Origin of the sequence: Sinomonas susongensis, assembly GCF_005877005.1 — a bacterium.
GTDB lineage: Bacteria > Actinomycetota > Actinomycetes > Actinomycetales > Micrococcaceae > Sinomonas > Sinomonas susongensis.
In genome coordinates, this window is record NZ_SSNH01000018.1 from 1 (window position 1) to 13,602 (window position 13,602).

Consider the following 13,602-nt stretch of genomic DNA (forward strand, 5'->3'; position numbering starts at 1 on the left):
TCCGCTTTCCAATCCCCGCCTGGATCATCAGCCGATCCTCAGCAGTCAGCTCCCTACGCGCCATGCGACTCCTCAGCTCATGCCCCCGAAATCATCGCAAGCGTTGCTTCGAAGTCCTGAACTCAAGCATCAACCGGTCAGGAAGCGCGGCAGGAGCCCAGCGGCAGCCGTGGCTAGAGCTGGACGCTCGCGGATTTCGCGGCGGCGGATTCCTCGATCGCGGCCAGGACGCGCTGGACCTGCAGGCCATCCTCGAAGGAGGGCGAGGGCGCGGTGCCGTCGCGGACTGCGAGGAGGAAGTCGCGGATCTGGTGCGTGAAGGTGTGCTCCCACCCGATCACGTGGCCCTGTGGCCACCACGCGCCGATGTAGGGATGCTCGGGCTCGGTGACGACGATCCGCCGGAACCCCTGCTCCGCCGCCGGCCCTGAGGCGTCGAGGAAGTCGAGCTCGTTGAGCCGCTCGAGGTCGAACGCGAGCGAGCCCTCCGAGCCGTAGACCTCGATCCGGAGCGAGTTCTTCCGCCCGAGCGCTACGCGGGAGGCCTCGACCGAGGCGATCGCGCCGCCCGAGAGGACGAGCGTGCCCCACGCGGCGTCATCGACTGTGACCTCCTCCTCCGCCCCGTCGCGCCCGGGGCGCCTGGTGACGAAGGTGTGCAGGCGACCGGAGGCCTCGCTCACGGTGTCCGAGAGCAGGTACTGGACCTGGTCGATCGCGTGCGAGGCGATGTCCCCCAGCGCGCCGGAGCCGGCGGTCTCCTTCCGCAGCCGCCACGTCATGGGCGAGGCGGGGTCGGCGAGCCAGTCCTGCAGGTAGGAGGCGCGCACCTCCCGCACGCTTCCGAGCCTGCCGTCCGCGATCAGCTGCCGTGCATACGCGAGGGCCGGTACCCGGCGGTAGTTGAAACCGACCATGGACTGGATCCCGCGCTCCCGAGCGGACTTGGCCGCGGCCACCATTGCCTCGGACTCGGGCAGGGTGTTGGAGAGGGGCTTCTCCACGAGGACGTGCTTGCCGGCCTCGAGCGCCGCGATCGCGATCTCGGCGTGCAGCCACCCCGGGGCGCAGATGTCCACGATGTCGACGTCGTCCCGCGCGATCACCTCGCGCCAGTCCGTCGCGGACTCCGCCCAACCGTATCTGGCTGCGGCCTCGGCCGCGGCCTCGGCGTCGCGGCCCACGAGAACCCGCTGGGCGACCGCGGGGACGTCGAAGTACGCCCCCACGTTCCGCCAAGCCTGGGAGTGTGCCTTGCCCATGAAGGCGTAGCCGATGGCGGCGACGCCGAGCGGCCGTGCGGCGGGGCGTTCCGACGCGGCCCCTTCGGGGCTGCTGGGTGCGCTCATGCGGCGACCCCGTCGAGGGTCGCTTCTCCCGGGGCCCAGTCCTCGGGCAGCGGGGAGGACGACGGCGCCGAGCTGGCGACGTCGGTGAACGCACCCGAGTCGATGGACTCGGAGACCGAGACCATGGTGTCCAGGACGTGGTAGGCGAGCTGTCCCGTGGCCCGATGGGGCTCGCCTGCGCGGATGGAGCGGGCCATGTCCAGCACGCCCATGCCGCGGCCGTTCGCCGGGCCGGTCGTCGGGATCGTGGTCCACTCGTCTTCCCCGTTGCGGTGGATTTCGAGAGGCCCGTCGAAGTAGTTCGGATCCGGCACCGAGAGGGTCGCCTCGCTGCCGGTGATCTCGACGTAGCCGACGCGCTTGTACGGGGACTGGAAGCTGAAGATGCTGTGCGAGGAGGCCCCGGATTCGAACTCGGCCAGCGCGCTCACATGCGTGGGGACCTCGACCTCGAACTCCTCGCCCGCCTTCGGTCCGGAACCGATGATCCGGGTGGCCTTCGCCATGGAGCCGAGCGCGGCGACCCGGCGGATGCTGCCGAACATCTGGACGAGGGTCGTGAAGTAGTACGGGCCCATGTCGAACAGTGGGCCTGCCCCGCGCTGGAACAGGAAGGCCGGGTTCGGGTGCCACGACTCCGGACCGGGGTTCTGGAATACGGTCTGCGCGGTCAGGGGGGCGCCGATGTCGCCACGCTGGATCACGCGCAGGGCGGTCTGGATGCCAGCGCCGAGGAACGTGTCGGGGGCGCACCCGAGCCGCAGCCCGGCGTCGTCCGCCTCCTTGAGCAGAGCCAGGCCGCTCTCGCGGTCGAGGGAGAAGGGCTTCTCGCTCCAGACGTGCTTGCCCGCGCGCACGGCGGCCGTGGCGACCTCCACGTGCGCGGCCGGGATCGTGAGGTTCACGATGATGTCCACGTCGGGATGGTTGAGCGCGAGCTCCGGGGAACCGTGCTCGGCGATCCCGTACTCCTCCGCGCGCGCTTTCGCAGCCTGCGGGAACAGGTCCGCGATGGCGTGGACCTTGAGGTCCGGGAACTTCGTGAGGTTGTCGAGGTACTGCTTGCTGATGACGCCGGCGCCGATGACGGCGACGCCGACAGGCCCGCGGCTCACTTGGAGGCCCCCGTCTCGCTCGCCTCGGGTGCGCCCGCCTCGAGGTAGCGCAGCGACTGCGCGACGCCCTCGAAGATGTCCCCGGAGTAGTCGTCGAACTCGACCACGCCGACCTCGAGGTTCTTCACCGCGCCGATGACTCCCCAGATGTCCACCTTGCCCTGGCCCGCGGGCTGCTGGGCCTTGCGGTCCTCGTTGACGGGCCCGTCCTTGAGGTGGACCGCGACGACGCGGTCGCCCAAGCGCTTGAGGACGGCAAGGGGGTTCTCGCCGCCGACGGCCACCCAGTAGGCGTCGACCTCGAGGACGACCTCGGGATCGAGCAGCGATGCGAAGTATTCGAGGGCGTTCGTGCCCTCGACCTTGGACTCGAGCTCCCACCAGTGGTTGTGGTAGCCGACTCGGATGCCGTATTCGGCGCCCTTCTTCGCGGCCGCGTTAAGGCGGGTGGCGGTGTCGCGGATCGTTTCGGCATCCTGCCACTTCTCGGCGGGGACGAACGGGTCGATCACGGTGCCGATGCCGAGCCGCTTCGCCGCAGAGAAGATCTCGTCCTGGTCGGAGGAGAGCAACGGGGCATGCCCGGTGGGGGCGACGATGCCGTTCTCGGCGAACGCCTTCGCGAATTCCTCGGCGCGCTCGGCGAACTTGTAGGGCTCGACCTGGGTGTAGCCGATCTCGGCGAGCCGCCGGATCGTCCCCGGCAGGTCCTGCTCGATGGCATCCCGGACGGTGTAGAGCTGGACTGAATAGGCCATGGGGGAACGCTTTCCTCTCTCGTCTGCAGCGTACTTGGAGCCTAGGTCTGCTTTTGACGAACCACAAGCAAAAGTTGGTAGATAGTCGTCGAACTTCTTGCCGATGGATTTGCGGAAGTCCCTGTGCGACACTGACCTGCATGGCGGAGGATCGACGGATTGGGCTGCGCGTGCCCCTCGACAGCAGCCCAGCCGAGCAGGTTCCGCCCGCACTGTCCCGCGCCGGGGACCTCTTTCAGCTCCTCCGTGACGGCAAGCCCTGGACCCGCGCCCAGCTCGCGATGACCACGGGGCTCGCCCGATCGACCGTTGCCGGCAAGGTCGACCTCCTCCTGAACTCGGGCCTCGTCGTCTCCGTCGGCGAGGCGCTCTCAAGCGGCGGGCGGCCGCCGTCGCGCTTCGCCTTCCACGCCCGGGCGCGGCTGGTCCTCGCGGCCGACGTCGGCGCGACCCACGTCCGCGTTGCCGTCACCGACCTCAACGGCGAGGCGCTCGCCGAGGATCGGAACCCCTTGCCCGTCTCGTCCGGCCCGGAGGCGGTCCTCGGCCACGTCGTCGAATGCGGACGGCGGCTCCTCGCCGAGATCCACGAGCCGCTGACGCTGCTCGCGGGGGTCGGCATCGGCCTCCCGGGGCCAGTTGAACACGCGACAGGGCGGCCCGTGAAGCCCCCGATCATGCCTGGCTGGGACGGTTTCGACGTCGTCGGCTTCGTGCAGCGCACGCTGCCCGTCCCAGTCCTCGTGGACAACGACGTCAACATCATGGCGCTCGGCGAGAGGGCCCACTTCTGGGCCGACGTCGACGACCTCCTTTTCATCAAGGTCGCCACCGGGATCGGCTCCGGCATCATCAGCAGCGGGCAGCTCCAGCGGGGCGCGGACGGAACGGCTGGGGACCTCGGCCACGTCCGGGTCGCCCGCGGCGAAGGGATCGTGTGCCGCTGCGGCAACGTCGGCTGCCTCGAGGCCGTTGCGTCCGGGGCGGCGATCGCGAAGGCGTTGAGCGCGCGCGGGGTCGCGGCGCCGTCGGGCGCCGATGTGCTGGCGCTCGCCGCGCACGGGAACGTCCCCGCCATCCAGGCGCTCCGACAGGCCGGCCGAGACATCGGCGAGGTGATCGCGACGTGCGTGAACCTGCTCAATCCGAGCGTGATCGTGATGGGAGGCTCCGTAGCCGCCGCGGGCGACCACGTCATGGCCGGGGTGCGCGAGGTCGTCTACCACCGTTCGCCGCCGCTCGCGACGACGAACCTCCGGATCGTGCTCTCGCGCGCCGGCGAGCGAGCCGCGGTCATGGGTGCGAGCCAGCTCGTGTCCGAGTATGTCCTCTCGCCGGCGGGCATCGAGGCGGCCCTCATGGGCGCCGCACGAGTCGGCTGATCCGGCCTTACTCCTCGGCGAGCCTGAACACGCGGTCCGCACGGTCCGCCGTCGCCGCAATCAGCGCGGCGTTCGCCTCGTCCGTGCCAAGGGCCCACGCCCGGGCCGCGTCCGGGTCCTTGCCGAACGCGACGTGCCTCGCGACGAGCCGCTCGCGCCGCACGTCCGGCGGCGGGTCGAGGAACCAGCACTCGGTGAGGCAGGCCCGCACGCGGGGCCACGCGCCGTCGTCCGCGAGGAGGTAGTTCCCCTCGGTGACCACGAGCGGGACCTCGGGGCGCACTTCGATGCTTCCGGCGATCGGCTCCTCGAGCGTGCGGTCGAAGTGCGGCGCGTAGACGGTCTCGCCCAGGCGCTGATGCCGGATCCGTTCGACGAGGGCCGCGTACCCGGCGGCGTCGAAGGTGTGGATGGCGCCCTTGACGTCGCGAAGGCCATGCGCGGCCAAGACGGCGTCGGCGAGGTGGAAGCCGTCCATCGGCACGAGCACGGCCCGGTCGGGGCCGAGGGCCTCGACGATCTGGCCGCCGAGGGTCGACTTCCCTGCTCCCGGCGGCCCCGTAATGCCGAGGATGGCCCGCTGCGGGCCGGACGCAAGCTCGGCGGCGGCCTCGACCAGTTCAGCGACGGTCGCCTCCCGCACCTCGGCCCTCATGCCACTGTCACCTGTCCACCTCGAAGCGAAGGGGTCGACTCTTCCGTTCCGAGGGTAGCCCCGGATTCGAGGGGCTCAGGCCGTCCCTACCCGCCGCGCCCTGAGGACCGCGTCCGTCATCACCGCGACCTGGCCCTCCGGTCCCGTGACCTCCCGTCCCTCCGACGTCGTCGTCTCGACCTGCCACCCGCCGGCCCGCAGCCCGAGCGTCATGGCGAGCTCCTCCGCGGTCGGAAGCTCGGCCTCGTCGGCGTGGCGGTGCCGCCCCCATGGCGGGAACGCCGTATGCCCGACCACGAGCAGCAGGCCGCCCGGCGCAACGGCCTCCGCGGCACGGCGCAGGATGCGTTCCCGCGGAAGCTCGATGGGGGAGTGCAGGAACTGGGCGGAGACGAGCTCGTATTCGCCCTCCGGCTCCCACAGGGCAAGGTCACGTTCGAGCCAGTGGACCCGATCCGCCACGCCTGCCTCCTCGGCGTGCTGCTGGGCCCGGGAGAGTGCGACGGCGGAGATGTCCACGCCTGTGACCGTCCACCCGCGCTGCGCGAGCCAGATCGCGTCGGCGCCTTCGCCGCAGCCGAGGTCGAGGGCACGCGCCGGGGCCACGGTCTCGGCCTCGCGGACGAGCGCCGCGTTGGGCTTGCCGCTCCAGATGCGCTCGCGCTCGCTGTAGAAGCTGTCCCAGAACCCGGAGGGGCCCTCAGTCGTCTCGGTGTCCATCCACCACTCCTATCCGGGGGCGGCCCCTCCGCGCAAGAGCAGGGTCGAGACCGAGAGGCCTTCGCAGCCCCTTCCACCAGACGGGGCCGCTACGTACCCTCGGGGACTAGGAGGTGATCCGCGATGAACGCTGTGCAGGGAGACCGCATCATCATCCACGGCCGGACCGTGGACTCCAGGGACCGGCACGGGGAGATCGTCGAAGTCAAGGGGCCCCACGGGGATCCGCCATATGTGGTCCGCTTCGACGACGGGCACGAGTCGGTGGTGTTCCCGGGCGGGGACTTCTCGATCGAGAAGCCGAGCAGCTGACCTGCTCCCCAATTTCGGCCCTCGCGCGTGAAATCCGTCGAGGCGGGTAGGGCGTACTGAGCCGACCGAATCGAGTTGGAATCGAGTCGAGGAGGAACCTCATGCATGCCCTCAGGGATTTCGCCGAAGCCCTCCGTGAATCCGGGCCCTGGTGCACCGTCCACGCCGACGTGAGCACGGGGACCGTGAGCAGCCTCGAAGCGACCGAGGTGCTGGGAGACAACATCGCCCGTCAGCTGGCCGATGCGGGAGCCACTCCCGAGGACGCGAAGGCAGCCGGACAGCTGGTCTGGTCGGCGAAGGGTGTCGCCGGGCCGGTCTCGCGGTTCGTGCTGATCCGCGACGGGGAAGCTGTCGTGAACGAGGTGCTGCCCGGCGTCCCGACGCAGACCGTGGTCGAGTGCGGGCCGATCCCGAACCTCCTCCCGCTCGCCGCTGTGCGAGGCTCGGACCTCGAATACCTCGTCGTCGAGGTCGAACGGGCCGAAGCGAAGATCGGCCGCTACCGGGCCTCCGGCCGGGGGCCACTCGACCAGCAGGAGATGACGGGCGAGACCGAGAACCTGCGGAAGGTTCCGGTAGGCGGTTGGTCGCAAGGCAAGTACCAGCACCGCACGGAGGAGATCTGGCGGCGCAACGGTGCTGACGTCGCATCCGAGATCAACAGGATCGTCGAGGAGGGCGACGTGCAGCTCGTCGTCATCTCGGGCGACGAACGCGCACGGCAGATGGTGCTCGATGCCCTGAGCGAGCGCGCGGGGTCCCTCGCCGAGACGGTGGACATGAATTCGTCCGCGGCGGGCGCGGACCGCGAGCGCTTCGAGCAAGAGGTCGAAGCCGTCGTCGCGGGCGTCGCGGCGAGGCGGCAGCACGAGATCCTCGAGCGCCTCGTGGGAGGCCTGGGCAGCGTCGCGGCGGGCGACTGGACCGAGACCCTCAGGGCGCTCCAGCAGGCGCGCGTCGACACGCTGCTCCTCTCACCGGAGGTCGCAGAAGGGCGCACGCTCCTCGCGCTGGGGGCCGAGCCGTGGATCGCAACCGACGAATCCGAGTCCCTCGGCGCACCCGTGCTCGGCACGGTCGATGCGTCCTCCGCGCTCCTCCGCGCAGCCGTGCTCACGAAGGCGGACACCGTGCTGTTCCCGCGTGGCGCGCTCGACAACGGCGAGGCGGCGGCCGCGCTCCTGCGGTGGTAAGACTGGTTCAGGAAAGCTCAAGAACGCACGACAAGGGAGAACTGTGCAGTACACGCGTCTCGGCAACACCGGCCTCGAAGTCTCTCGTCTCGCCGTCGGCTGCATGAGCTTCGGCGACCCGCAGCGGGGCAACCATCCGTGGAGCCTCCCGGAGGAGGAGAGCCGCACGCTCATCAAGCAGGCGGTCGAGGCGGGCATCAACTTCTTCGACACGGCGAACGTCTACTCGGCGGGCAGCAGCGAGGAGATCGTGGGCCGCGCGCTCGCCGACTTCGCGGACCGCGACTGGATCGTCCTTGCGACGAAGGTGCACGGCCGCATGCACGAGGGGGCAAACGGCGGCGGCCTGTCCCGCAAGGCGATCATGAGCGAGATCGACGCGAGCCTGCGCCGTCTCGGCACGGACTACGTGGACCTCTACCAGATCCACCGGTGGGACCCCTACACCCCGATCGAGGAGACGCTCGAGGCGCTGCACGACGTCGTCAAGGCGGGGAAGGCCCGCTACATCGGGGCCTCCTCAATGTGGGCGTGGCAGTTCTCGAAGGCGCAGCACATTGCGCGCGCGAACGGGTGGACGCCCTTCATCTCCATGCAGGACCACTACAACCTCCTCAACCGCGAGGAGGAGCGGGAGATGTACCCGCTGTGCGCGGACGAGGGCGTCGGGGCCATCCCGTGGAGCCCCCTCGCGCGCGGTCGGCTCGCCCGCGAGTGGGGTACGACGACGGCGCGCACCGAGACCGACGAGTTCGGCCGCACGCTGTACCAGGAGAGCGACAAGGCGATCGTCGACGCCGTCGGCCGGGTCGCGGAGCGCCGCAGGATCCCGCGGGCGCAGGTCGCCCTCGCGTGGGTGCTGCGGAACCCGGTCGTCGCCGCGCCGATTGTCGGCGCTACGAAGAGCTCGCACCTCGAGGACGCGATCGCTGCGCTCGAGGTCGAGCTCGACGACGCGGAGGCCGCGGAGCTCGAGGAGGCCTACACGCCTCGCGAGCCTGCCGGGTTCGACCGTCTGGGCTTCCGGCCCCGGGCCGGATTCGATCGGAGTCTGGCCCCATGATTCCGACCGGGTTTGAGAGCTGAACGGCGGCGTGTCTCGCAGACACGCCGCCGTTCAGACGAGCCTCGTTGCGATCCCGGTCGGAAACGCGAGCATTCGCGCCACCTCGGCGACGAAGGCCTCGGGCCGGTGGACGACGTCGGCATAGCCGTAGCGGAACACCGGGTGGCCGCGCAGCTGCGCCGCCCGGTCACGGCGTCTGTCCTTCTCGCGCTGAGCGCGCTCCTCGTGGGTCTTGCCGTCGAGCTCGAGGATCAGCCATCCCTCGACGAGGGAGTCGACCCATCCGACACCCTCGATCTCCACCTGTGTCTCGACATGGAAGCCCGCACGCCGCAGATGCACTCGTGCAAGGGTTTCGATCGGCGATTCCGAGCCGCTGTCCACGAGGTCGAGGACGGCCCGCGCCGGCCCGTTCCGGTTGCCGGGCAGCCGCTCGCGGATGAAGTCCATGGAGAGTCCCTTGCGCATCGCGGACTCGGCAAGGAGGAGCGCTTCGAGTTCCGGGAGGCACCGCACCGCGTGGAGGACGACGTCGGCCAGACCCGCCACGGGCGCGTACGGGTCCGGCGGCACGCGCGTGTCCCGGTGGATGACGGCGTTGGGCGGGTCCTCGCCGGTCTTCCGGAGCAGATGGAATCTGTCCGCTCGCTGCCCTGGCTCTGCGAGGGTCCAGAGTCCGTAGAAACCGGCCGCGGAGGCGCACGTGAGCAGTGAGCGCGTGCGTTTGGCGGCAACGAACACAGGATCGGCATCCGAGAGGGCGTAGAGCCCCTTGCGGACGCGAACAAGGTCTCCCCGCACGACGGCGGCCCTCACCTCAGGCTCAGAGACTCCCCTGAGGAGCAGGTCCCGCAGGCGGCAGACCCCATGGAACAAGTGCATGACCTGGCCAAGCCGCATGACGTGGCCCGGCTGCATGACCTGGCCAAGCCGCATGACGTGGCCCGGCTGCATGACCTGGCCCGGCCGGCCTGAGCGATCCCCCATGAAGCTATCCTCGGGGCCAGCCACCCGCCGTCGAACGCGCTCTCGGCCCTATGTGGATGAATCGCGCTTCGGATTCCGACCGCGATTGAGCCGGCAACTAGGCGTGTCGAGACGGGACACGCCTGAGGGGGGGCGCGGCCCGCTTCAAAGCTGGTCGGAATCCGCGGGCGCGATCAGGGAGATCGACGATCCAGGGAGATCGAAGGAGGCGCGGGTCAGCAGCCGTCGGGTCCGCAGGCCTGACCGTTGAGCTCGTCGTCGCCCGTACCGGAATCGGGCCCCGCGGCGTCGGCGGCTACCATCACGAGCGGGTTGGACTCGCGCCACGCGGTGTCGAGCGCCTGGGCGAAGACCTCCGAGGGCTGGGCGCCGGACACTCCGTACTTGCGGTCCAAGACGAAGAACGGCACACCCTGGATGCCGAGCATCTGTGCCTCGCGGATGTCGGCGTCGACGGCCTCGCGGTAGGAGCCGGCGTCGAGCGCCTGCGTGATCTCCGCCTCGGCCAGCCCGGCAGCGGTGCCGATCTCGACGAGGACCTCCCGGCTCCCGATGTCCTTCCCCTGCTCGAAGTGGGCCGACAGGAGCGCCTCCTTCACGGCGTCGGCCGCTCCCTCGCTTCCGCGTGCTTTGGCGAGGTGCAGCAGCTCGTGCCCCGGGAACGAATTGGCGACGACGATGGCACTGAAGTCGTACGCGAGCCCTTCGCCGGCCGCGACCTGGGCGACCTGCTCGAACATCTGGGCGACGCGGTCCGCGGGCATGCCCTTCCGCTGGCTCAGGTACTCGAGCTTGGTCCCGTCATAGTGCTCCGGGAGGGACGGGTCGAGCTGGAAGCTGTGCCAGGTGACCGTCACCTGGTCCTTGTGCGGGAATGCGGCGAGAGCCTTCTCGAAGCGGCGCTTTCCGATGAAGCACCAGGGGCAGGCGATGTCCGACCAAATGTCAACGTTCACTTCTGTGCAAAGCCGCGGACGTCGGGCTCTATTCCCCTGACGGCGGTCGTGTCCGAGACTGACAGCACAGGCAAGGCTGCAGGGGAGATGACGATGTTCGAACTGACGGAGGACCAGCAGGACCTCGTAGGAATGGTCCGCGACTTTGCGACCGAGAAGATCGCTCCCCATGCATTGGAGTGGGACGCAGCCAAGCATTTCCCGGTGGACGTTCTCCGCGAGGCGGGAAAGCTCGGGCTGGGTGGGATCTACGTCGCCGAGGAATACGGGGGGTCCGGCCTCTCACGCGCGGACGCGGCGCTGATCTTCGAGGAACTCGCGAAGGCCGACCCGACCATCGCCGCCTACATCTCCATCCAGAACATGGTCGTGTGGATGGTCGACACGTTCGGCACCGACGCCCAGCGCGCCGAGTGGATCCCCAAGCTTGCCTCCATGGAGGCCCTCGGCAGCTACTGCCTCACCGAGCCCGGGGCGGGTTCCGACGCCGCGGCTCTCATCACGAGGGCGAAGGCCGACGGCGCGGGCTACGTCCTCAACGGAGTCAAACAGTTCATCTCGGGCGCGGGCACGTCCGCGCTCTACATTGTCATGGCCCGCACCGCCGAAACGGGCCACCATGGCATCAGCGCCTTCCTCGTGCCGGGAGATGCCCCTGGGCTTTCCTTCGGGCGCGGCGAGAAGAAGATGGGCTGGAATGCCCAGCCGACGGGCCAGGTCGTCCTCAGGGATGTCCGCGTACAGGCTTCGGACCTGCTCGGCGAGGAGGGCCAGGGGTTCGCCATCGCGATGAAGGGCCTCAACGGAGGCCGTCTGAACATCGGCGCATGCTCGCTGGGAGGGGGGCAGTCCGCGCTCGACAAGACGGTTGCGTACCTCAAGGACCGCACGGCCTTCGGCGGGCGGCTGGCCGACAAGGAGGCGCTCATGTTCGATCTCGCGGACATGGAGATGAAGCTCGAGGCCGCCCGGAGCCTCCTCTGGCGCGCCGCCGTAGCCCTCGACCGAAACGACCCCGACGCGCTGCGCCTGTGCGCGATGGCGAAGCGCGTCGCCACCGACGCCGGATTCGAGGTGGCGAACATGGCCATCCAGCTCCATGGCGGCTACGGCTACCTGCATGAGTACGGGGTGGAGAAGATTGCGCGGGACCTCCGAGTCCACCAGATCCTCGAAGGGACCAACGAGATCATGCGCCTGATTGTGGGCCGCCTGCTCGTGGAACGCTGAGCAGGGACCGGGGAAGGCGTCGAGGGGCCGACCCGCGCAGCACCACTACGCGGATCGACCCCTCAACTCTGGTTCCCGATCGCCGGCCCCCGGCCTTCGGGGTGCGTGTTGCGAGTGTCGCGTGCCGGCGTCGGGAAGCTATGGGTGGGCAGGTCTGGACCGGCGGGTCAGGAGACCCCCGCCAAGGCCCGATCGGGCTCGGGGAGCCCGGCCTCGTACTCGTCCTCCTTGCCCGCCGTCTCGCACAGGTAGCGGGCGTAGGCGGGGAGGGTGAGGAAGGTGGGGAACTCGGGTGCGAGGGCGACCTCCTCGAAGATTTCGTGGGCATCGCGGAACCGGTCGCCGTCGAAGCGCTCGAGCTTTGTGAACTCCTCTTCGAAGAGCTCCTTGACCCATTCGCGCGTGATGACCTCGCCCTCGTCCGTGATGGCCTGGGAGTGGATCCACTGCCAGATCTGGGAACGGGAGATCTCCGCGGTGGCGGCGTCCTCCATGAGGTTGTGGATGGCGACGGCGCCGGAGCCCCGCAGCCACGCCTCGATGTAGCGGACGCCGACCTCGATGTTGTTGCGGATGCCGGCCTCCGTGATGGTCCCGGTGCAGGCCGCGACGTCGATGAGCGCACGGTCGTCCGGGGTGACGTCCTCGCGGAGGCGGTCGAGCTGGTTCGGGCGGCCGCCGAGCACCGAGTCGAACACTTCGCGGGCCACGGGAACGAGGTCAGGGTGCGCAACCCACGAACCGTCGAACCCGTCGCGGGCCTCCCGGGTCTTGTCTGCGCGGACCTTCTCGAACGCGAGGGCGTTGGCTCTGGGGTCCTTGCGGTTGGGCACGAAGGCGGCCATGCCGCCGATCGCCATGGCTCCCCGGCGGTGGCACGCGCGGACGAGCTGCTCGGTGTAGGCCCGCATGAACGGCTGGGTCATGGTGACCTGGGCCCGGTCCGGGAGTACGAAGCGCGGTCCGCGGGTGCGGAAGTTCTTGATGATCGAGAAGATGTAGTCCCACCGGCCGGCGTTCAGGCCCGCAGCGTGGTCGCGGAGCTCGTAGAGGATCTCCTCCATTTCGAATGCGGCCGTGATCGTCTCGATCAGGACGGTAGCGCGGATCGTGCCCTGCGGGATGCCGAGGAGATCCTGCGCGAAGACGAACACGTCGTTCCAGAGCCGGGCTTCGAGGTGGTTCTCGATTTTCGGCAGGTAGAAGTAGGGGCCCTTGCCCTGGGCGATGAGCCGGGCGGCGTTGTGGTAGAAGTACAGGCCGAAGTCCACGATCCCGCCGGCCACGGGCTTCCCGTCGACGAGCATGTTCTTCTCCGGGAGGTGCCACGCGCGGGGCCGCACCACGATGGTGGGCCGCTCCTCGGCGGGGCGGAGCCGATACTCCTTGCCCTCCGGGGAGACGAAGTCGATGCGGTCCGTGAGTGCGTCGATGAGGTTGATCTGGCCTTGGATGACGTTCCGCCACGACGGCGTGAGCGAGTCCTCGAAGTCGGCGAGCCAGACCTTCGCCCCCGAGTTCAGGGCGTTGACGGTCATCTTGCGCTCCACGGGGCCCGTGATCTCCACGCGGCGGTCCTCGAGCCCGGGTGCGGGAGGGGCGACCCGCCACGAGGGGTCGTTCCGGATCTGCGACGTCTGGGGCAGGAAGCGGGGATCCTGGCCCTTGCGGATCGCGGCGCGGCGCTCGTGCCGACGTTCGAGCAGTTCCTGGCGGCGTCCCGCCGTCGCACGGTGGAGCTGGGCGATGAACTCGAGCGCGCCGGAGGTGAGGATCTCGTGCTGCCGCGCGAGGGGCTGCGCAGCGAGCGTGATGCCGTTGATGGTCAAGCCGTCGGAGTGGTGGTACGTGTTCATGAGAGGCGCTTCCTTCAATC

Annotated in this window: 13 protein-coding genes; 5 read left to right on the plus strand and 8 right to left on the minus strand. The window is 69.5% G+C overall.

The features are described from left to right. Positions 1-173: 173 nt before the first annotated feature. Genes E6A21_RS16935 through E6A21_RS16945 form a run of 3 tightly spaced genes read right to left on the minus strand, consistent with a single transcriptional unit; the run spans position 174 to position 3,222 of the window. On the minus strand, positions 174-1,349 hold the full coding sequence (locus tag E6A21_RS16935) for a Gfo/Idh/MocA family protein (RefSeq protein WP_138445344.1): 1,176 nt from the start codon (positions 1,347-1,349) through the stop codon (positions 174-176). Then, positions 1,346-2,464 (minus strand): Gfo/Idh/MocA family protein, encoded by a 1,119-nt coding sequence (locus tag E6A21_RS16940; RefSeq protein WP_138445345.1) that lies wholly within the window; start codon positions 2,462-2,464, stop codon positions 1,346-1,348. Before E6A21_RS16940 ends, E6A21_RS16935 begins: the two co-directional genes overlap by 4 nt. Next, positions 2,461-3,222 carry a sugar phosphate isomerase/epimerase family protein gene (locus tag E6A21_RS16945; RefSeq protein WP_138445346.1) on the minus strand — a complete coding sequence of 254 codons (762 nt, stop codon included), beginning with the start codon at positions 3,220-3,222 and terminating at the stop codon, positions 2,461-2,463. Before E6A21_RS16945 ends, E6A21_RS16940 begins: the two co-directional genes overlap by 4 nt. A gap of 140 nt (positions 3,223-3,362) precedes the next feature. On the opposite strand from E6A21_RS16945, the gene E6A21_RS16950 reads away from it, so the two are divergent. Further along, on the plus strand, positions 3,363-4,604 hold the full coding sequence (locus E6A21_RS16950; RefSeq protein WP_138445347.1) for an ROK family transcriptional regulator: 1,242 nt from the start codon (positions 3,363-3,365) through the stop codon (positions 4,602-4,604). A gap of 7 nt (positions 4,605-4,611) precedes the next feature. Here the strand turns inward: E6A21_RS16950 and E6A21_RS16955 are convergent, their stop codons facing one another. Further along, a complete protein-coding gene (locus tag E6A21_RS16955) occupies positions 4,612-5,259 on the minus strand; it encodes a nucleoside/nucleotide kinase family protein (RefSeq protein ID WP_138445348.1) in 648 nt (215 codons plus the stop codon). Positions 5,260-5,334: 75 nt separating this feature from the next. Further along, positions 5,335-5,979: an SAM-dependent methyltransferase gene (locus tag E6A21_RS16960; protein WP_138445349.1), complete on the minus strand. Its 645-nt coding sequence runs from the start codon at positions 5,977-5,979 to the stop codon at positions 5,335-5,337. Positions 5,980-6,102: 123 nt separating this feature from the next. On the opposite strand from E6A21_RS16960, the gene E6A21_RS16965 reads away from it, so the two are divergent. The 3 genes from E6A21_RS16965 to E6A21_RS16975 all read left to right on the plus strand — a co-directional run bounded on the left by E6A21_RS16965 (position 6,103) and on the right by E6A21_RS16975 (position 8,550). Continuing rightward, positions 6,103-6,291, plus strand: a complete 189-nt coding sequence (locus E6A21_RS16965; protein ID WP_138445350.1) for a DUF1918 domain-containing protein — start codon at positions 6,103-6,105, stop codon at positions 6,289-6,291. Positions 6,292-6,392: 101 nt separating this feature from the next. Next, on the plus strand, positions 6,393-7,487 hold the full coding sequence (locus E6A21_RS16970) for a baeRF2 domain-containing protein (protein ID WP_138445351.1): 1,095 nt from the start codon (positions 6,393-6,395) through the stop codon (positions 7,485-7,487). Positions 7,488-7,530: 43 nt separating this feature from the next. Then, positions 7,531-8,550, plus strand: coding sequence for an aldo/keto reductase (locus E6A21_RS16975; RefSeq protein WP_138445352.1), 1,020 nt, complete (start codon positions 7,531-7,533; stop codon positions 8,548-8,550). A gap of 54 nt (positions 8,551-8,604) precedes the next feature. Here the strand turns inward: E6A21_RS16975 and E6A21_RS16980 are convergent, their stop codons facing one another. Further along, positions 8,605-9,540 carry a type IV toxin-antitoxin system AbiEi family antitoxin domain-containing protein gene (locus E6A21_RS16980; RefSeq protein ID WP_138445353.1) on the minus strand — a complete coding sequence of 312 codons (936 nt, stop codon included), beginning with the start codon at positions 9,538-9,540 and terminating at the stop codon, positions 8,605-8,607. Between the two features lie 215 nt (positions 9,541-9,755). Beyond that, positions 9,756-10,496, minus strand: a complete 741-nt coding sequence (locus tag E6A21_RS16985; protein WP_138445354.1) for a DsbA family oxidoreductase — start codon at positions 10,494-10,496, stop codon at positions 9,756-9,758. 93 nt (positions 10,497-10,589) lie between these two features. On the opposite strand from E6A21_RS16985, the gene E6A21_RS16990 reads away from it, so the two are divergent. After that, positions 10,590-11,726, plus strand: a complete 1,137-nt coding sequence (locus tag E6A21_RS16990; RefSeq protein WP_138445379.1) for an acyl-CoA dehydrogenase family protein — start codon at positions 10,590-10,592, stop codon at positions 11,724-11,726. A 167-nt stretch (positions 11,727-11,893) separates the two neighbouring features. Here E6A21_RS16990 and aceB read toward each other — a convergent pair whose 3' ends face one another. After that, complete coding sequence (gene aceB, locus E6A21_RS16995) at positions 11,894-13,582, minus strand: malate synthase A (protein ID WP_138445355.1); 1,689 nt, start codon at positions 13,580-13,582, stop codon at positions 11,894-11,896. Positions 13,583-13,602 lie beyond the last annotated feature (20 nt).